Annotated in this window: 15 protein-coding genes; 8 read left to right on the forward strand and 7 right to left on the reverse strand. The window is 65.1% G+C overall.

What is annotated here, in order from left to right; genetic code table 11:
• The 3 genes from DFJ65_RS18185 to DFJ65_RS16775 all read left to right on the forward strand — a co-directional run.
• Nucleotides 1-229, forward strand: a 229-nt coding sequence (locus tag DFJ65_RS18185; RefSeq protein ID WP_115924455.1) for an SDR family NAD(P)-dependent oxidoreductase, incomplete at its 5' end; no start/stop codon positions are given.
• A 114-nt stretch (nucleotides 230-343) separates the two neighbouring features.
• Complete coding sequence (locus DFJ65_RS18190) at nucleotides 344-850, forward strand: hypothetical protein (RefSeq protein ID WP_147301444.1); 507 nt, start codon at nucleotides 344-346, stop codon at nucleotides 848-850.
• Between the two features lie 94 nt (nucleotides 851-944).
• On the forward strand, nucleotides 945-1289 hold the full coding sequence (locus DFJ65_RS16775) for a hypothetical protein (protein WP_115924459.1): 345 nt from the start codon (nucleotides 945-947) through the stop codon (nucleotides 1287-1289).
• A 300-nt stretch (nucleotides 1290-1589) separates the two neighbouring features.
• On the opposite strand, the gene DFJ65_RS16780 is transcribed toward DFJ65_RS16775, so the two are convergent.
• From DFJ65_RS16780 to DFJ65_RS16795, 4 genes are all read right to left on the reverse strand, one after another.
• Complete coding sequence (locus DFJ65_RS16780; RefSeq protein ID WP_147301445.1) at nucleotides 1590-2822, reverse strand: MFS transporter; 1233 nt, start codon at nucleotides 2820-2822, stop codon at nucleotides 1590-1592.
• Complete coding sequence (locus DFJ65_RS16785) at nucleotides 2819-3856, reverse strand: GNAT family N-acetyltransferase (protein ID WP_115924463.1); 1038 nt, start codon at nucleotides 3854-3856, stop codon at nucleotides 2819-2821. Before DFJ65_RS16785 ends, DFJ65_RS16780 begins: the two co-directional genes overlap by 4 nt.
• Nucleotides 3853-4230: a YqcI/YcgG family protein gene (locus DFJ65_RS16790; RefSeq protein WP_147301446.1), complete on the reverse strand. Its 378-nt coding sequence runs from the start codon at nucleotides 4228-4230 to the stop codon at nucleotides 3853-3855. The genes DFJ65_RS16785 and DFJ65_RS16790 overlap by 4 nt, the downstream gene beginning before the upstream one ends.
• Before the next feature lie 107 nt (nucleotides 4231-4337).
• Nucleotides 4338-4916 carry a CGNR zinc finger domain-containing protein gene (locus DFJ65_RS16795; RefSeq protein WP_115924467.1) on the reverse strand — a complete coding sequence of 193 codons (579 nt, stop codon included), beginning with the start codon at nucleotides 4914-4916 and terminating at the stop codon, nucleotides 4338-4340.
• A gap of 104 nt (nucleotides 4917-5020) precedes the next feature.
• On the opposite strand from DFJ65_RS16795, the gene DFJ65_RS16800 reads away from it, so the two are divergent.
• The 5 genes from DFJ65_RS16800 (at nucleotide 5021) to DFJ65_RS16820 (ending at nucleotide 10832) form a co-directional block, all read left to right on the forward strand.
• Nucleotides 5021-6304: an MFS transporter gene (locus tag DFJ65_RS16800; RefSeq protein ID WP_115924469.1), complete on the forward strand. Its 1284-nt coding sequence runs from the start codon at nucleotides 5021-5023 to the stop codon at nucleotides 6302-6304.
• Nucleotides 6305-6879: 575 nt separating this feature from the next.
• Complete coding sequence (locus tag DFJ65_RS16805) at nucleotides 6880-7605, forward strand: hypothetical protein (RefSeq protein WP_115924471.1); 726 nt, start codon at nucleotides 6880-6882, stop codon at nucleotides 7603-7605.
• On the forward strand, nucleotides 7602-8744 hold the full coding sequence (locus DFJ65_RS16810; protein WP_245950493.1) for a helix-turn-helix domain-containing protein: 1143 nt from the start codon (nucleotides 7602-7604) through the stop codon (nucleotides 8742-8744). The genes DFJ65_RS16805 and DFJ65_RS16810 overlap by 4 nt, the downstream gene beginning before the upstream one ends.
• A 266-nt stretch (nucleotides 8745-9010) precedes the next feature.
• Nucleotides 9011-10012, forward strand: coding sequence for a site-specific integrase (locus tag DFJ65_RS16815; protein WP_170144163.1), 1002 nt, complete (start codon nucleotides 9011-9013; stop codon nucleotides 10010-10012).
• A gap of 163 nt (nucleotides 10013-10175) precedes the next feature.
• On the forward strand, nucleotides 10176-10832 hold the full coding sequence (locus tag DFJ65_RS16820) for a winged helix-turn-helix domain-containing protein (protein WP_115924475.1): 657 nt from the start codon (nucleotides 10176-10178) through the stop codon (nucleotides 10830-10832).
• A 146-nt stretch (nucleotides 10833-10978) separates the two neighbouring features.
• Here the strand turns inward: DFJ65_RS16820 and DFJ65_RS16825 are convergent, their stop codons facing one another.
• From DFJ65_RS16825 to DFJ65_RS16835, 3 genes are read right to left on the reverse strand one after another with little or no spacing between them, the layout of a single operon-like run.
• Nucleotides 10979-14104 carry a type I restriction endonuclease subunit R gene (locus tag DFJ65_RS16825; RefSeq protein WP_115924477.1) on the reverse strand — a complete coding sequence of 1042 codons (3126 nt, stop codon included), beginning with the start codon at nucleotides 14102-14104 and terminating at the stop codon, nucleotides 10979-10981.
• Complete coding sequence (locus tag DFJ65_RS16830) at nucleotides 14101-15339, reverse strand: restriction endonuclease subunit S (protein WP_115924479.1); 1239 nt, start codon at nucleotides 15337-15339, stop codon at nucleotides 14101-14103. The genes DFJ65_RS16825 and DFJ65_RS16830 overlap by 4 nt, the downstream gene beginning before the upstream one ends.
• On the reverse strand, nucleotides 15336-17282 hold the full coding sequence (locus tag DFJ65_RS16835) for a type I restriction-modification system subunit M (RefSeq protein ID WP_115924481.1): 1947 nt from the start codon (nucleotides 17280-17282) through the stop codon (nucleotides 15336-15338). Before DFJ65_RS16835 ends, DFJ65_RS16830 begins: the two co-directional genes overlap by 4 nt.
• Nucleotides 17283-17494: the final 212 nt, after the last annotated feature.

A 17494-nucleotide genomic window follows, 5' to 3' on the forward strand; every position in this document is an offset into this window, starting at 1 on the left:
CGCGCACGCCGCGTCGAAAGCGTACGTGCTCTCGTTCACACAGGCGCTCTGGGCGGAAATGCAGCACGCGAACGTTCGCGTGGTCGCGGTCAGTCCCGGCCCGACTCAGACTCCGATGAACCCATCGGTCGGCGGGGGAAGCGACAGCCGGCTGATGTCGCCGAGACTGTTCTCGCGGCGATCGACGGGTCTGGCCCGACGGTCGTCGACGGTCTGCGGAACAGGATGACAGCAGCTGTGATCCGTCTCCTCCCGGCACACAACCGCGTTCGACCCAGTCGAGCTCACGCTTGCTCTCGACGTCATCTCTCCGGAACTCGTTGGGGCTATCGCACGGTTCGCGGTGAAGCGCAGATACTTAGATCGCTTCCCCACAGAGGGAGGCCACGAGGCGGTTGTGATGCACGCGGAGAAGATGAAGCTCGACGCCGAGATGAAGGAAGATCTCGCGCGCGCGATCACGACCGCCGTCAAGGCCGATACTCGACAAGACACGACGCGGGAGTACTACGGCCGCGTAGCTACCGACCCGGCGCTCACGCTCATCACTCTCTGTGACTTGGCGCACTTCATCATCGACGATCCAGATCGACTTCTCGACGGCACCTTCACGGTCCTGGGCAAAGTCATCGCGCCCGTCGAGATGGATGTGCCCACGTTCTCCCGGAACAAGATTCTTCGCAACCTGGCCCCAGGTGCGCTCGATGGCGGCATCCAAAAGCTAGCCGAGCTGATGGAGGAGGTCCCACAGGTAGGCGAGAAGCCCCTCTCGGAATACATCGACCTAAAGATGGCCTCACGCGTAGAGGGAGCTTCGATGCGAGTCATGCCCCTCGCCATCTACTCCTGAGCCCGGGACCCTCACCACCCGGAGCCCAGCTGGGCCTCAACGGTCGGCCACCCTGACCACCGCACCCGAGCCCACCGGGGCCGGCTGCGGGCGCATGAATCGCAGCAGGCGGCGCGCGCTGGCCACGACGGCTGCGCTGGCGCCGATCACCCTGGTCGTCGTGGCGTGCTCGGGTCAGGGCTCGGTCGAAGCACCCGACGTTCGCACCGCCGCCACCGCGTTCGTCCGCACAGCCTCCGCCGACCCGGGTTCCGCCTGCGCGCTGCTGGCGCCGGTCACCGCCCGCGAGGTCGCCGACGACGCGCCGTGCGCCGCCGGGCTGGCCGACGCCGGGCTACCGCCAGCAGGTGAGATACGCAGCGTGCAGGTGACCGTACGGGTACGGGGTCGAGCGGGTGATCATCTCCTCGACCCGGGTCGATCGGGTGCTGGTCTCTAGAGTCCGGCCGGTCCTGCCCGTCCTGGAGCTCGCCGGGACGCGCCACGACACCGATCGGCTCGCCCAGGAGGCTCGGGCAGCGAGCCGACGATGGCGGGAGCAGATCGGTCGCGCCGCAGGAATCAACCACCAGTCCACCGAGTGCTGGAACCAATGAGTCGGGGCGGTCCGCGACTCGGCTCAGTGACCCCTTGGGCCGACGTTTTCGGACAGTCCGGGAGGTTGGCAGCTCGATGCCAACCCGTGCGGCGGTGGCTACTGCGCACGGTTTCTGTTGCTGACCTGCGTGAATCCTGCGGGTCAGGGCACTGACGGTGCTGGTGCGGTGTGCTGGGTGGTGCTGGTGCGCCAGATGGTGAGCAGCCCGGCGATGGTGACCGCGGCCAGGACGAGGAGGACTGCGCCGTGCAGGCCTTGGAACAGGGCTCCGGCGACGATGGGTCCGAGGATCCACCCGACGTCGGAGGCGAGCCCGAACCAGCCGAAGGCGGTCCCCTCGTTGCCTTCGGTGAGCTGGGTGACGGAGGTGCGTAGCGCGACGTACACGACGGGTTGGACTGCCATGACGATAAAGAAGGCGGCGACGAAGACGCCGGTCATGCCGGCGGCGGCACCGCCGAGCAGGGCCAGGGTCTGCACGATGAATGCTGCGGCAGCACTGTTGCGGGCGCCCCAGCGTTCGACCAGGGTGCCGGCGAAGAAGGAGCCGATGGCGAAGATGCCGAGCCCGCAGAAGAACGTGACCTCGATGGTGGTCTGGCTGGCGTGCAGGATCTCCTTCAGGTGCAGGGGGTAGATCGGTTCGAGGGCGGCATAGATGAAGTTGTTGAACAGGTCGGCCGCGCCAAGCATTAGCGCGGCCACCAGCAGCTGGCGGCTGCTCAGACCGGCGTTGCGGGCGAGTTCCTCACCTCCGGTCGCGGCGGACCCCGTATCGGTGTGGGTGCCGGCGAGGTCAGCGCGTTCGGTCAGGATCAGCGCAGCGCTGAGATAGGTCATGGCGGCGCCGATGATGAACGCCGTCCTGAAGGTGATGGTGCCGGAGAACGCGGCGACCAGGCCCGGTCCGGCGGTCATGCCGATGACCGCGGCGGCACCAAACCGGCCGAGGGCCTTGGCGCGGCCGATGGAGGAGCGTTGCCCGAGCTGGCTGGTCAGCTGATACAGGCCGGGCATGGCGAACCCTTCACCGACGCCCCACAGGACACGAAAGGCCACGATCGAGGTGGCGTTGGTGGAGGTGGCCAACGCCAGGGTGGCGGTGGCCGCGACGCAGAGGCCACCGAACGCCACCGGCAGGCCGCCCCAGCGGTCGACCAAGCGGCCGCCGAAGGGTTGGACCACGGCCTTGGCGGCGGCGAACCCGCCGAACGCGATCCCGATCTGCAGCGGGCTCATGTCGAACCGGTCGGCCAGTAGCGGCACGAACGGGACGAGCACGGTGTAGGCCATGTTCGCCAGGGCCACCGCGAACAGCAGCCGGGGTAGGGCGGTGCGGCGCACCCGGGTCCGGGTGGCTGGCTGTGCGCTCACGCCGGCTGACCGAGCATCTGCGCGATGGTGGTGTCCATCTTCACCAGCTCACTCTCGATGCGAGGGTCTTCGGCGGTAACGAAGACGGGCGTCCACTGGTCGGTGGCGGTGAAGCCGCGACGTTGCTTGAAGGTGACGTTGCCGCGGCCGAAGTCCAGCACGGTGATCGCTGATCCGCAGATCGACTGGATCGTCTCGTGCAGCAAGAAGGTGTAGGCGTGGTGCTCCTCCATGCCATGCTGCTCGACACCGGCCGCCCACAGCACCATCACGTTGTCGTGGACGAACGCCAGGGTGCCGGCCAGGACCTCACCGCCGGACTCAGCGGTGAGGAGCGCAGCCATCGGTGTGCGGGCCATCGTCAGCAGTGACGCGGTGTCGTACAGCGCCGGGATGCCGTGCCGGGTCGCGGACTGGGTGGTGAGGTCGGCGAACCGGTGGATCTTCGCCTCCAGCTGTTCCTCGTCGTGGCGGTAGCGGTGGAAGGTGACGCCGGCTTCTTGGGCGCGCCGGTGCTCGCGGCGCATGCCGCTGCGGCCGGACTTGGACAGGCCGGCCAGGTAGTCCTCGATGCTGGCGGGTACCTGTAGCCGGCTGATGACGTCCAGGCGCATGAGGAGCGCGTTCTGCGCGGCGCGGGCGACCTGGACCAGGTCGGGGCGTTCCAGGCCGGGGATCACCAGCGCCTGAGCCTGCCAGGTTCGTGTCTGCTCCAGGGCGGCTGCGACCACGTGAGTGAACTGCTCGATCGTCAGTGTGTTCAGCGGACTGGTGCTGGCGTACAGGGTGCCGAGGTAGGCGACGTTGCCTGACCAGATGGCAGGGGCGTCACCGTCGGCCTCATACCCGGTCCAGAACGGGCTGTCAGAGATCAGCCGGAGCCGCTGCCCGTCGGCAACGGCATGGCCGTTGCCGACGGGCAGCGAGGTCTCCGCCAGGCAGGACTCGATAGAGGTGGCAGACCAGGCGTTCTGCCACTGCCGCTGGTTGAACAGCGCCCCGCAGTCGGTGACCAACTGTGCCCCTGCGCTCACCTGGGTACCTTCCCGTTGGTGTGGAGCGGGCACTGCTCCAGCAGCCGGGTGTTCTGGTCCGGTAGCGCGTACTGGCGCCACTCCCGCATCGTCGGATCACCGTAGGCCAGATCGACCAGCTGCGGGTGGGGCGGCACGGCGTCCCAGTCCTCGACCCGGGCGTAGATGTCCTCACGGATGCGTTCACCGCCGGGGTCGCCACGGTCGACGCCGAAGAAGATCCGGCGCGGCTGGAAGCACATCAGGAAGTGCTCTCCCATCCGGCGGCTGCGGCGGTGCTGGTAGGCGGGGATGCAGGGGAAGGCGAACATTGGGTCGCCGGCGCGCTGGAGCGCCTCGAGCTGCATGGCGGCGTCTTGCTCAAGGGTGCTCACTCGCGCGTATCCCCACTGGGTCACGACCGCCGCCCTTCACCAAATGTTCGAAAGTACCGAAACTGACCGGTTGAACTCGCCACCGTTTACGCACCCTGAGATGGCGATCATGCGTGGCTGACTGTGCGACGCTTCGCCTTTTCTCTAGTTCCGCACCCGCGCATTGAGCACCATCGACGGCTGTTGTTCTTGCTGTGGTCGAGGTAGAACCATCCGCACAACTCGGCGGCGCACAGGCGTGTGCGTGCCATGAGCCTTGGGTCGGTGAGAAGGCTCGCCGCTTCAAGCGCAACGTGGTAGCGCACGTTCTCTAAGCAGGGGCGGTCCCATGCCCAAGTCAACGACGGCGGGCCCCCGATGAGCCTGCGATGGGTACACGCTTCGACGCATGTATCGGAAACGACCTGCATCGCCATGTAGGAAGGCGCATGACCATTGTCGAAGGCAACCAAGATCGCGTGAACACTCTCGCGCAGGTGCACAACACGCCCGAGTTCATCGCGCGGCGAACCCAAGGGTGACTCGGGCGAGACATCCTCGATGCCGACGCGCCGCGCCCAGCGATACAGGTCATCAGGCGTTCGCAGCGTGTCGTCGGGGTGGTGTCCTGTGCGGTCTTCGATGGTGTTCACGAAGTCCAGGGCCACGTGGTCGCCGAGCAGCGCCAGGGCCTCCACATCGAGCATTCACTCACGCTACCTCACACCGATCCCCCAAAACATGTTTTGCTGGGCAGACTCACCACCAAAACGAGTTATGCCGGTGCAACCGGCGAGATCGGGGTACAGGCATGACTGACAACGCCAGCCGAGACAGCGCAGCCAGCGGCCGGTGGCGGCGCGACTTCCGCTTCGTGTGGGCGGCCGAGAGCGCATCACTACTCGGCTCTCAGGTGCTCCAGCTCGCGCTACCGCTCACCGCCGTCGTCACCCTTGACGCGAACGCCAAGCAACTAGGCTTCCTCGGCGCAGCCAGCTACGCCCCCTACTTGCTTTTTGCTATCCCCGCCGGCCTCTTGGTTGACCGGTGGCAACGACGCGGAGTCCTGATTGCATCCAACGCGCTTCAGGCCGTAGCAATCGGGACTATCCCTGTCCTTGCTGCCACACATCGGTTGACCTTCGCATGGCTGCTGGCCATGGCCGGCGTTGCGGGGATCGGCAAGGTTTTCTTCAACATCGCTCATCGTTCGTACCTACCGGCGATCGTTCCGACCGAGCACCTCACGGGTGCGAACTCGCGCCTGACAGCGAGTGAGTCAGTCGCCGAAGTCGGTGGGCCAGGTCTTGCCGGTTTGCTTGTTCAGGTGATCGGTGCACCGTTTGCGCTGCTCGTTGATGCCGTGAGCTACCTCGCTTCAGCCGTGGGTGTTGCGGCAGTACGAACCCGCGAAAAGGCCGCCCTTGTGGACCGCAGTACGCCGCTACGGACCCAGATGGGACAGGGATTCCGCCTCATTTTTCGCAACCCCTACCTGCGGGCGTTTCTTGGGGAGGCGGCCAGCTACAACTTGTGCTGGCAAGTGGTGCAGACAGTCTTGGTGATCTTCGCCGTTCGTACCCTTGGCATGTCGCCGGGCACCCTGGGTTTGATGATGTCGATCGGCGCGATCGGCGCGCTGCTCGGAGCCACTGTGACTGGGCGTGCGGCCGCACGATTTGGCCTGGGAAAAACACTCGTAGCCGCCGCCGTGCTCGGAGACCTGGCTCCTCTCATCCTCCCAGCCACTCAGCGAGGGATGTGGGCAGCGCCGATCCTTGCCACAGCCTTCTTCGTGCAAGGTTTCGGCATCACGGCGTGCAACGTCCACGGCATGAGCGTGCGGCAAACCGTCACACCCGATCACTTACTCGGACGCACCAACGCCGCGTACTCGTTCGTCGCGCAAGGAGTCCAAATGCTCGGTGCGCTACTTGGCGGGTGGCTCGGCGCGGCAACCGGCACCCGAGGCGCGCTACTCATCGGAACGCTCGGCCTGCTCAGCACAAGCCTGTTCCTCATCCTCTCCCCACTACGACATGTCCGCACCCTGAAGGACGTGGCTGAACCAGATTCGCGGCTTTGCCAGGCGTAGCAATAACGAAACCGTTTCTGCTACAAGGGTTTTTGCCCCACCGCGAAAGAGCCAAGAGCCAGACCTAGTCCTGAGTCTTCGACGTCTCTGGCTTGTAGTAGTCCTGCATGAGTTCGCTCGCCCACTGGGGCTGGTGCACGTCACCGCGGCCCCATGACGCAGCTCCTCATCGGCCAAACCGACGGCTTGGCTCTCGTCGCTGACGCGGGGCGGCGGACGCAGGCGACGGGAGAGTCGGTGAGGACGCCAACGTCGCGGATGCCGTAGTCGTCGACTTGGAAGCACGGCAGCCAGGGGTGGATGTTCATCTGGGCGGTCTGGGCGTGCCCGCCGTAGCTGAGCAGCCTGCCGCAGCCAGGCGGTGAAAGGGGTCATCGCTGGAGGGGCCCAGCAGACGCTCCAGCGGTACGGACGGCGCCCTGGGGACTGCGACTGCGATCGGCACGGTTGGCCCGATCGCAGTCGGGCCCACGTCGCGGGTCATCGGCATCTCCCCATGTCTTTACCGAGCAACGAATCCAGCGACATTCACTTGATTTCCAACCGCAATTTGTCTCTCCTGCTATAGTCTTAGCATGAACGAGGATCCCGCGGCCCGCAGCCACTTGGAGGAGGTCATCCGCCACGCCCGCACGGAAGGCCCCCTCGACGACCTGTGCGCGCTGATCGAGAAGGTGCACGAGACCAACCGGAAGCGGCACGAACCCAAACTGGGTGACGATGCCCTCTCTTTCGGGATCCAGTGCCACCGCAACATCCTTCAACTCGCCCCCGCGCACATCGGGAACATGCAGGAGGTCGAGGTCAGCGGCTCCCAGACCCTGGAGATCAGCTTCGCCAGCAAGGTCTGGCACCTGAGCAAGGTCACCTCACGCACGGCCACATGGAGTCCGCACCAGATCAGCTGGGACAGCAGCGAAGTGCGTCTGCGCGCTGCCCGGGCGAACACCAGGCTCTACTGGCCCAGCGAGGAGACGCTCTTCGCGTCCCTCCCGCCAGATGACCTTTCGCTCTACAACACCAAGCCACAGGCGCTGCATTACCTCCACCTGGCCTGGCAGGGGCTGGACGAGGACGGGATCCGCATCTTCGCCGGCTTCCCGCGGGTGGGCTCCTCGCCGTGGCTCGCGGTGGTCGAGCTCACCACCGGCCGCGGCGGCACCGGTGGTCTACCCCTGCCCGGCGACGTCTCGCCTACGAGCTCGCCCGATCACGACGCCATGGCCGAGCCCACGGTGGCGGTCAAGCGCCGTCGACCCGCCGGGCAGGAGGAAGCGCCGCACTCAGGCGCTGGGTCATGACCGAGATGCTGGACTTCGACGCCGGCCGCCAGCGTGCGGCGCGGCGCCGAGCGCAAGGAGTCATCAGCGACTTCGACCCTAGCCGCCTGGCCCTGGCTCGCCGCCTCGCCGGGCAGCGCCGCACGGTGCTGGCCCAGGCAGCCGGGGTGACTCCGGCGGCGATTACGCAGTACGAGAAAGGTCAGTCGCGACCGACCCTGCCCGTCGTGGAAGCCATGGCCGACGCGCTGAGCGTCGTCCCGGACTTCTTCCGGGCCGGGCACCCGGTAGCCGCACTTGACACCTCAGGGGCGCACTTCCGCAGCCTGCGCTCCACCAGCGCGCTGGAGCGGGACAAGGCATTGGCCTTCGCAGAGCTCACCTTGGCCGTCCTCGAGGCGGTTGAGCGCTACGTGGAGCTACCGCCGGTGGCTTTGCCGGACCTTGCGGTGTCTCCGGAGCTGCGGCTGGCCGAGGTGGCTGAGCTGGCCCGGCAAGCGAGAACGGCACTGGGAGTTGGCGCGGGCCCGGTTTCTCACGTCGTTCGTCTGCTGGAATCCCACGGGGTCGTCGTCGTACAGCTCGATGACGCCACCCGACGGGTAGATGCCTTCTCCCACCAGCAGGGGACACGCCCTCTCGTCCTGCTCAACCCCCACAAGGGCGACAAGGCCCGCAGCCGGTTCGACGCCGCGCATGAACTGGGCCATCTGCTGATGCACCACGACACCGAGCCCGGCTCCCGGGTGGTGGAGGAGCAGGCCCACGCCTTCGCCGCGGAGTTCCTGGCTCCCGCTGACCAGATCACCGACGAGCTGCCACGACGGCTGGACTGGACGACGCTGCATGCACTCAAGAAGCGGTGGGGTCTGAGCCTGAAGGCGCTGCTCGTGCGGGGACACCACCTGGACGTCTTCGGCGAGAGCACCTACAAGCGGGGGCTGCGTCAGCTCAGCTCCTGGGGCCTGCCCGAGCCGGGCCCCTTGGGGCCACCTGAGGGTCCAATCCTGCTGCCACGGGCGGTGGCGCTGCTGGAGGAGGACGAGGACGCGATCGGCCGGCTCGCCGCCGAGACAGGGCTGCCCGCGGCCACAGTAATGCGGGTGCTCGACGCCGCTGGCAGCGAGACGGAACGACCTGTTCTCAGTCTGCGCCGGTAGGTCCGGCGGGCCGCGAGGGTCCTCGCAAGCACTCCCGGGCAATGTTCATGCGGCCCCAATGGGGAACGCGGGCAGCATCTGACGCGAACAGCGCCGCCAAACACCAGGACGAGCGCCTACGGTCGAGCCTAATCGCGCGCCTTCTATTACATGGGATAATGCATGGAATCCCGTGTAATAAGCCGTAGGGTGACCTCATGGCCACGCCGACCGACCCACCCGGAACAACGCCCTCGACGCACTCGGTCGCGGGGACGGTCGCACGGGTGTCAGCGACCACAGATGCGGTACAGCTGCTCGACGACGTACCGCTCACCGAAGCCGAGACCGAGTACGTCGAGGCCGCCCGGGCGGCGAACACACTGCGCGGGTACCGCTCGGACTGGACCGAATTCACCACCTGGTGCGTCCAGCACGACCGAGACCCGTTGCCGGCGGCCGCCTCGACGATCACCGGGTACCTGTCCGACCTGGCCAAAGCCGGCGCGAAGGTCGGCACGATGAGCCGGCGCCTGTCCGCGTTGAAATTCGTCCACCAGTTGCAGGACCTACCCGACCCCACCAGCAACGCCCGGGTGGTCGCGGTCTGGGAAGGGATCCGCCGCACCCACGGCGCACCACCAGATCAAGCCACCCCGTTGATGCCCCCCGAACTGTTCGACGTTCTCGCCGCCTGCCCCACCACCAGGATCTGGAAGACCAAGAACCGGGCACCCGAACCAGACCTGGCCGGGCACCGCGACCGGGCGCTGCTGCTCGTCGGGTTCGTCGGCGCCCTGCGCCGCAGCGAACTCGCCGCCCTCCAGGTCGAGCACGTCGACGAGCACCCCAACGGGCTCGTCCTGACGCTGCCCCGGTCCAAGACCAACCAGCACGGCACCGAAGCCGAACTCGTAGTCCTCCCCCGCTCCGGCAACCCCGACCGGTGTCCCGTCACCGCACTGCGCGCCTGGCTCGAGCTCGCCCAGATCACCACCGGCCCCGTCTTCCAAGGAGTGACCAAGGGAAACAAGGCCACCGGCCGGTCACTGCACCCCGAGTCGATCAACACCCTCGTCCAGCACGCGATCGGCCGCGCCGGGATCGACCCACTCCCCTACTCCGCGCACTCCCTGCGCGCGGGGTTCATCACCTACGCACACCTGCGCGGGGCGACCGACCGCGCGATCGCCCACCAGTCCCGGCACCGGTCCCTGACTACCCTCGGCGGCTACGTCCGCATCCACAACGCCTGGACCGACAACGCCGCCACCAGCCTCGGCCTCTGAGTAGGAACATCGGGGGTGATCGGAGCCCACGTGACAGTTTCCGCGACCCCCCGCCCCCGCAAAGGGCGGTCGGCGACCGGCAGCTGAGATCATGTCAGGTTATTGAATACTCAGAGTATTATATATACTGAGTTCTTGATATGCAGGTTGGTACCCTTGTTGCATGAGCACCCCCCGCTACCGGCAGATCGCCGACGACCTCCGGGCTCGCATCGCCGCCGGCGACTACGTCGTGGGCGACAAGCTGCCCTCGCTGCTCGCGCTGCAGCGTGAGTACGACGTGTCGGGCATCAACACGGTCCGGCACGCACTACAGGTGCTGGCCTCACAGGGCTTGGTCCGCACCGACCGCGGCCGTGGCACGTTCGTCACCGCCACCGACTATCCAGGGGCTGGCCGAGAGGACCTCCTCGCCGCACTTCGCCAAGCGCGCGACGCGGTCGACCAAGCCATCGCCTATGTGCAGGCAGACGAACCACCGCATGTCGACGATCAGGTCGCACCGGAAGCGGTCACATCATCGTCGCGCACCAGCACCCTTAGCACCTCGGCGCAGAGAACACTGTTCGACACCATCGTGGAGGCCATCGGCGCGACCGCTCCCCCAGACCACTGGCCAGACACCGTCGAAGCGCTAGCCACCCACCGCAACCGTGCCGCAGCACTAGTCCGTCGTGGCCTGCACGATGTCGAAGTCTCCCTCATGCGTCGCGGCCGCCGACGCGACGACGGCTACAAAACCGACGCAGTCCAGACCTATTCCGCCGGTGACGCCGCGGCCGCTGTGCGGGACATACGCCGATACCTGACTCCAAGATAGCCCGGACCACCGAATCCTGTTACATATCAAAGGAAATGACGCCAGCCTTGTCGGCACCATGGTCTCCAATTGGAGGATCCGGCGGAGTAGCTCGATAGGTTCTGGGACGCGCTTCAGCGACACGGACCACGCTGCAGTCCCCTTCCTCAGTCGTTTCCGTGCAGGTCGAGGTACAGCAGTTCTCCGAGGAGGGTGAGCATCGACTGTTCGATGGAGCCCTTGTTGTTGAACAGTTCCGCCATGCGTGACTGGGCAGCGTCCGTTGATGCGACCGCGATGAGCAGGTTGTCCTTCAACGTCTTCGACGACAAAAACTGGTCCTGACTGTTCACGACCGCTTGGGCTTTCAGGACCGGGTCGGTCTTCATCTCCTCGATCAACGACAACACCCACGACTGCACCTGGTGCGTGCCGAAGTCCTCCCCCGCGAACTGCTCGTTCAGCTTCGCGATCAGCTCCTGCAGCAGCACCAGTTTCGGGTCGTGCTTCTTCGCCGACCCCGCCGCGGTGACCGGGTTCAGCTTCACCGACTCCCCCGTGGTCAGGTCAAGCTTCTGGGTGGCGTGCTCCTTCTGCTTGATGTTCGCCAGGGTCACCTCGGACAGGTCGATGTGGGTGGACGTTTGCCGGCCCCGGATGTGCGGTGCCAGCAACCGGAAGAAGATCGCGTGCTTCTCCACGTCGGTATCGCCGAAATCGACGATCTGAGACAGAAAGTCGTGCAGCTTCACGAACGTCGACACGTCCTTACGGAACATGTCCAACTCGTCCTGGGTGACCTTGTCCCCGGACTGCACCGCCTGGTTGTACGCGGTGACGAACCGGTGCTTCACCGGCTGCAACGCCCCAGCGATCTTGTTGTTGCCCGCTGTGGTCACGTACGCCGTAACCACAGCGTCGATCTCCTCGAACGTGAAGATCCCCGACTGATCCAGTCTCCCCTGTAGGTCGTGCAGCAGGTTCGGGTCCGTCGTCGCAACGATCTCCGCTTCCTCGTAGTACGGCTTGAACGCCGCCAGGATGTCGTCGGCGTCGTTCACGAAGTCCAGGATCATCGTCGCGTCTTTGCCCGGGTAGGCACGGTTCAACCGGGACAACGTTTGTACCGCGGTCACCCCAGACAGTTGCCGGTCCACGTACATCGCGCACAGCAACGGTTCGTCGAACCCGGTCTGGAACTTGTTCGCGACGATCATCACCCGGTACTCCGGCTTCTTGAACGCTGTCCGCAGATCGCCGGCACTGGGGTTCATCGACGCTTCGGTGAACTTGCCGTCGGTGTTCGTCAGCTTCGACCCGGCCGCCGTTTCCTGGTCATCCACGTCACCGGAGAACGCGACCAGGCTCGTGTAGTCCGTGTACCCCTGCTTGGCGATGTAGGCGTCCATCGCGGTCTTGTACCGGACCGCCGCCACCCTGGAATCGGTGACGACCATCGCTTTCGCGCGGCCGCCGAGCAGACCCTTCACGTTCGCTTCGAAGTGTTCGACGATGATCTGCACCTTCTGGGCAATGTTCGTCGGGTGCAGCTTCACCCACCGCATCAGCCCCTTCGTCGCAGCCGACTCATCGACCAACTCCCCCGCCGCGTCCCGGGTGCTGATCGTCACCTGACCCTTGCCGGCCTTCGTCGCCAGTTCCCACGCCGTCGAATAGGTCGTGTACGACCGCAGCACATCCAGGATGAACCCCTCCTCGATGGCCTGCGCCATCGTGTACAGGTGGAACGGGCGCGGTAACCCGTCCCCGTCCGGGGTGCCGAACATCTCCAACGTCTTCGGTTTCGGGGTCGCAGTGAACGCGACGAACGTGATGTTGCGGGTGTCCGCCTTCGCCTTCGCCTCCGCCGCCAAGATCGCCTCGACGTCGACCCCTCCCCCGTCATCCAACGCTGCGGCTTCCTGGGCGGTGAGGACCTGCTTCAGCTTCGTCGCCGTCTGCCCCGTCTGGGAGGAGTGCGCCTCGTCCGCGATGACCGCGAACCGGCGGCCCTTCAGCGACTGGTTCTCCTGCAACGCCTCCAACACGAACGGGAACGTCTGGATCGTGACCACGATGATTAACTGCCCAGACTCCAGGGTTTTCGCCAGGTACGCCGACTTCGACCCGAACGATGCTTTCGCGGCCTCGTTCGGGGAGATCGTCGCCACCACACCGGACGTGGACTCGATCTGTTTCACAGCCTCCTGCAACTGCGCGTCCAACACGTTCCGGTCCGTCACCACAATGACGGAGTCGAACACCTTGCCGTTGTCGGCGTCGTGCAGGGTGGCGAGCCGGTGCGCCGTCCACGCGATCGACCTCGTTTTCCCCGACCCGGCGGAGTGCTGGATCAGGTACCGCTGACCGGCACCGTTCACTTTCGCGTCGGCGACGATCTTCGTGACGGCATCCAACTGGTGAAACCTGGGGAAGATCAGCGTGTGACTGATCGTCACCTTCTTCGTGGCCGGGTCGGTCCGTTTCGATTCCTCGTAGTGCATGAACTTGCCGAGGATGTCCAGGAACTGGTCGCGGTCGAGCACGTCCCGCCACAGGTACGTGGCCGGTGACCCACCATCCTCATCAGGACCGTTCCCGCGATGCCCGGCATCGCCCCGGTTGAACGGCAGGAACACCGTGTCGTCACCGGCGAGCTTGGTCGTCATCCACACTTCGTCGTTCGACACCGCGAAATGCACTAACGCGCGCGTCCCGAACCCCAGCAACGGTTCACCCGCCGGCGCCCGGTCCTTCATGTACTGCTTCTTCGCATCCCCCACGTTCTGGGTGAAGTCCGTCTTCAACTCGATCGTCGCGACCGGGATCCCGTTGACGAACAACACCAGATCGATGCTGTTCTGGTTCTTGGCCGAGTAGTGCACCTGCCGCATCACCCGCAACCGGTTCGCGGCGTACCGGGCGTTCACGGTCGGGTTGATCGCCTGCTCGGGACGTTTCTGCATCATCTGGTACGACGCCGGCACATCCTTGAACCCGGTCCGCAGCACCTGCAACGACCCACCAGCACCCGCCTGCCCCTTATCCAGCACCGCCGAGAGCCTCGTTAGGATCCCCTCCCGCGCCTTCGCCTGCGCGGTCTCGGACGTCGACGGTTTCACCTTCTTGGCGAGCTCGCCCGGTTGTGTCTCCTCCAACCAGGCGAACACGTCCTCGGGGAACAACGCCCGCTGCCGGTCATACCCGGCATCGTTCAGCGAGTACAACCAGCCATGCGCTGCCAAGTAGGCGCACAGTTCGTCCTCGAACGCCTTCTCCAACACCTGACTCATGCGGCACCCCCGTGCTCGTTCACGTCGATCTGACCGGTCACCGCTGCGGTGATCAGCGCGGACCTGCGCTCCTTGGAGAGCTCGATCATCCGCTCCGTCTTCCCAATCAACTCATCAATCCTCGCCATCTCATGGTCGATGGTGTTCGTGATCCGCTCTTGATCGGCCGCGCTCGGCAACGGAACACGGAAGGCTCGCACCTGCGAGTCACTTAGGTGTGGGACGGAAACCCCTGTGAACTCCGGCGTTGCGTACTCAACGAACGCCCGCGATGCGAGGACCAACTGAAGGAACCTGCTAGTCAACCCCACGCGTGGGCGAAATCGCACGACTCGTTGGAGGAGTAGCGCCGGGAGATCGGCATCTGCGATCGCTGCAACCCTCGTCCCTCCGGACACGAATGGTCGGTCCAGACCAAGTACGACATCGCCTTCACAGAGCCTGTACCTCTCGTATGGCGTCACGTCATCCAAGGCCCAATCGACTCGTTCTGACCAGTCGGTGCAGCCCGGTTTGACGTTAATTCCACGGAGAAGCCGAACGCCTTCCCCTCCTGGTTCGAACCGATCACTTGCGAACGCATTTCCGGGTAGCGCGTCGAGGTAGTACCCGAACTTGACCGGCTCCGCTTCCGTCAGCATGCAGGTTTCGATGACGGCTTGCCGTCGTTCGTGGAGGCGGGTGATCAGTTCGGTTTGCTTCTTGATGAGCGCGTCGATCTTGCCCGTCTCCCGATCCAAGAAATCCGCAATCCCCCGCTGCTCAGCCAACGGTGGCAGGACGACAGGCATCCGCCGAACGTCGTCGTACTTCAGTGACTGCCTCAGCCCTCCACCCATCCCGTAGAAGACCTTGCTGACGTCGTACGCCCGCATGAGGTACTCGAAGAACCGCGATGAGACCTTCGTCGGAGTGAACGCCATGTACGCCGATGTGATGATTCCTCGTTGGTCAACGCGGGCTGACCTGAGGCTGCGTTTGTCGTTCTGCAGGTCAGTGAACCGGAACACGATGTCACCAACAGAGACGATCTGGTACGTCTCGAACGACTCTGGGAGCAGCCCCTCCGATGTGTTGATGTCTTTTGCGACGATCCGGCCATAGCTCAACGACAGCAGGTTCTGCTCCCTGAGACCAACATTCTTGACTTTCGTCTCCCGCCCAACAGAGAACAATGGTTTGGTCGTCCAGCCGTCGGGCAGCCTCCACTGCCAGGGTGCTGTTGCCTCACTCATCCTTCGACCGCCTGGAGGATGTCGATTATCTCTTTCGCGAGGACGTTGAGCTCGGCGTCGATCTCTTCGAGCGGTCGCGGTGGCACGTACTTGTAGAACAGGCGGGTGAACGGGATCTCGTACCCGATCTTCGTCTTGGTGTGGTCGATCCAGGCGTCGGGGACGTGAGGGGTGACTTCGCGGGTGAAGTAGTCGTCGATGGTGTCGCGGAACGGGACCAACTCGGTGTCGCGCAGGTCGGTGTTCGGTTCGATGTTGCCTTTGGTGTCTTTGCAGATGTCGGCGGTGTCGTCGTGTTCCCCGATCGCCTGCCAGATCGCCTTCACGACCGGTGTCGCGACGGTGGTGCCGGCGTGCTTGATCGCGAGCCGCAGCTGCTTGGTGAACTCGTCCCGGTTGCTCCACGACTGCCCGGTCAGCGACTCGAGCCCGGCCCGGACCTTGGTCTGCTCGTCGACGCCCAACTTCTGCACCGACTTCGTCGCCAGCGCTGCGTTGATCGTGTCGGGGGTGATGTCGAACCTGAGCCGCAGTGGCTGTTCGACGGTGATCTCCCAGTACCCGAAGTCGGCGGGTTCGAGGATCTTCGACTCATCGGTGTCGGTGAACTCGTCGTACAGCTTCACGATCAAGTCACGGTCGGTGTCGCTGATCTCGCGGTTCTTCGAACCCAGCTTCTTCCGTAGCTTCGTCCATCGGTTCGTAGCGTCGATCAACTGAATCTTGCCGCGCCGCTCCTTGGGCTTGTGGTTGTCGAGGATCCACATGTAGGTGGCTATATCGGTGTTGTAGAACATGCTCGTCGGGAGGGCGACGATCGCGTCGATCAGGTCGGATTCGATGAGCCACCGGCGGATCTCTGACTCGCCTGACCCAGCGCCGCCGGTGAACAGGGGTGACCCGTTGAGGACAATCCCGGCCCGGCCACCGGAGTTCGAGACGCTGGCGGTGGCGGGGCGCATCTTGGAGACGAGGTGTTGCAGGAACAGCATCTGCCCGTCGCTGATGCGGGGCAGGCCCGCGTCGAAACGGCCACCCTTCGCCTGGTGTTCCTTGCGGACGACCGGTTCGGCTGCCTTCCAGTCGCCACCGTAAGGCGGGTTGGACAGGCAGTAGTCGTAGGTGGTGCCGGCGTGCCGATCATCCCGGAGCGTGTCGCCGAGCCGGATCGCATCGACCGCTTGACCCTTGCCGATCATGTCGGACTTGCAGATCGCGTACGACTCCGGGTTGAGTTCCTGCCCGGCCAAGGTGATCGAGGCGTCCGGGTTCATCGTCAGGATCGCGTCCTCGGCCACGGACAGCATCCCGCCGGTGCCGGCGGTCGGGTCGTAGATGGATCGGACGACACCGGGTGAGGCGAGCAGGTCGTCGTCGGCGTTCAAGACCAGGTCGACCAGCAACCGGATGGCGTCGCGGGGCGTGAAATGCTCACCGGCGGTTTCATTGGAGGCGGTGGAGAACTTGAAGATGAGGTGCTCGAACACCTCGCCCATGTCCGCGTTCGACACTGCGGTCGGGTGCAGGTCGATGCCGGCGAACGCCTGTGTGACCAGCAGGAGCCGGTCGTGTTCGTCGAGCCGCCCGATCGTCTTGCTGAACTCGAACCGTTCGAAGATGTCCCGCACGTTCGCGGAGAACCCGGCGGTGTAATCGATGAGGTTGTCGGCAAGGTTCTCCGGGTCGCCCAGCAGCTTCTTCAACGTGTAGTCGGTGCGGTTCCAGAAGTGCACGTCGAACTTCTTGCGGAGCATTGCGGCCAGAACGTCGTCGTTGAGATGCTTCGCGACGAGGGCGTCGATCTCGTCGCGGTGCTCGTCCAGGACGCATTCCATGCGGCGCAGGATCAGGAACGGGAGGGTCGCGGTCCCGTACTGCGCTGGCTTGTACACGCCGCGGAGCTGATCCGCGATCCCCCAGATGAAGTTACCCAGTACCGACACTGCTGCCTGCTCTCCCTCGACCTAACGCGCACCGCTTGATGGCGGCGCAACCCGCCCTGCACAAGGTATATGGGCGGGATCCAGAGCCAGCGACGTCGCGCCCCGGGTGGCAGTTGTGAGGCCATCGAGTGTCTGATTGGGGTGTACCCCAGATGCATGCACTGGCTGAGGCTGCCCCCTAGATGGAAGCGGGTCCCACGGCGCGACCCGCC

This window comes from Calidifontibacter indicus, from assembly GCF_003386865.1.
In the GTDB taxonomy this organism is placed as follows: domain Bacteria; phylum Actinomycetota; class Actinomycetes; order Actinomycetales; family Dermatophilaceae; genus Yimella; species Yimella indica.

Coding starts and splice junctions, on each gene's coding strand:
- DFJ65_RS16830 (WP_115924479.1), bottom strand. CDS start 15,339: ATGAGTGAGGCAACAGCACCCTGGCAGTGGAGGCTGCCCGACGGCTGG.
- DFJ65_RS16800 (WP_115924469.1), top strand. CDS start 5,021: ATGACTGACAACGCCAGCCGAGACAGCGCAGCCAGCGGCCGGTGGCGG.
- DFJ65_RS16825 (WP_115924477.1), bottom strand. CDS start 14,104: ATGAGTCAGGTGTTGGAGAAGGCGTTCGAGGACGAACTGTGCGCCTAC.
- DFJ65_RS16820 (WP_115924475.1), top strand. CDS start 10,176: ATGAGCACCCCCCGCTACCGGCAGATCGCCGACGACCTCCGGGCTCGC.
- DFJ65_RS16810 (WP_245950493.1), top strand. CDS start 7,602: ATGACCGAGATGCTGGACTTCGACGCCGGCCGCCAGCGTGCGGCGCGG.
- DFJ65_RS16775 (WP_115924459.1), top strand. CDS start 945: ATGAATCGCAGCAGGCGGCGCGCGCTGGCCACGACGGCTGCGCTGGCG.
- DFJ65_RS16795 (WP_115924467.1), bottom strand. CDS start 4,916: ATGCTCGATGTGGAGGCCCTGGCGCTGCTCGGCGACCACGTGGCCCTG.
- DFJ65_RS16805 (WP_115924471.1), top strand. CDS start 6,880: ATGAACGAGGATCCCGCGGCCCGCAGCCACTTGGAGGAGGTCATCCGC.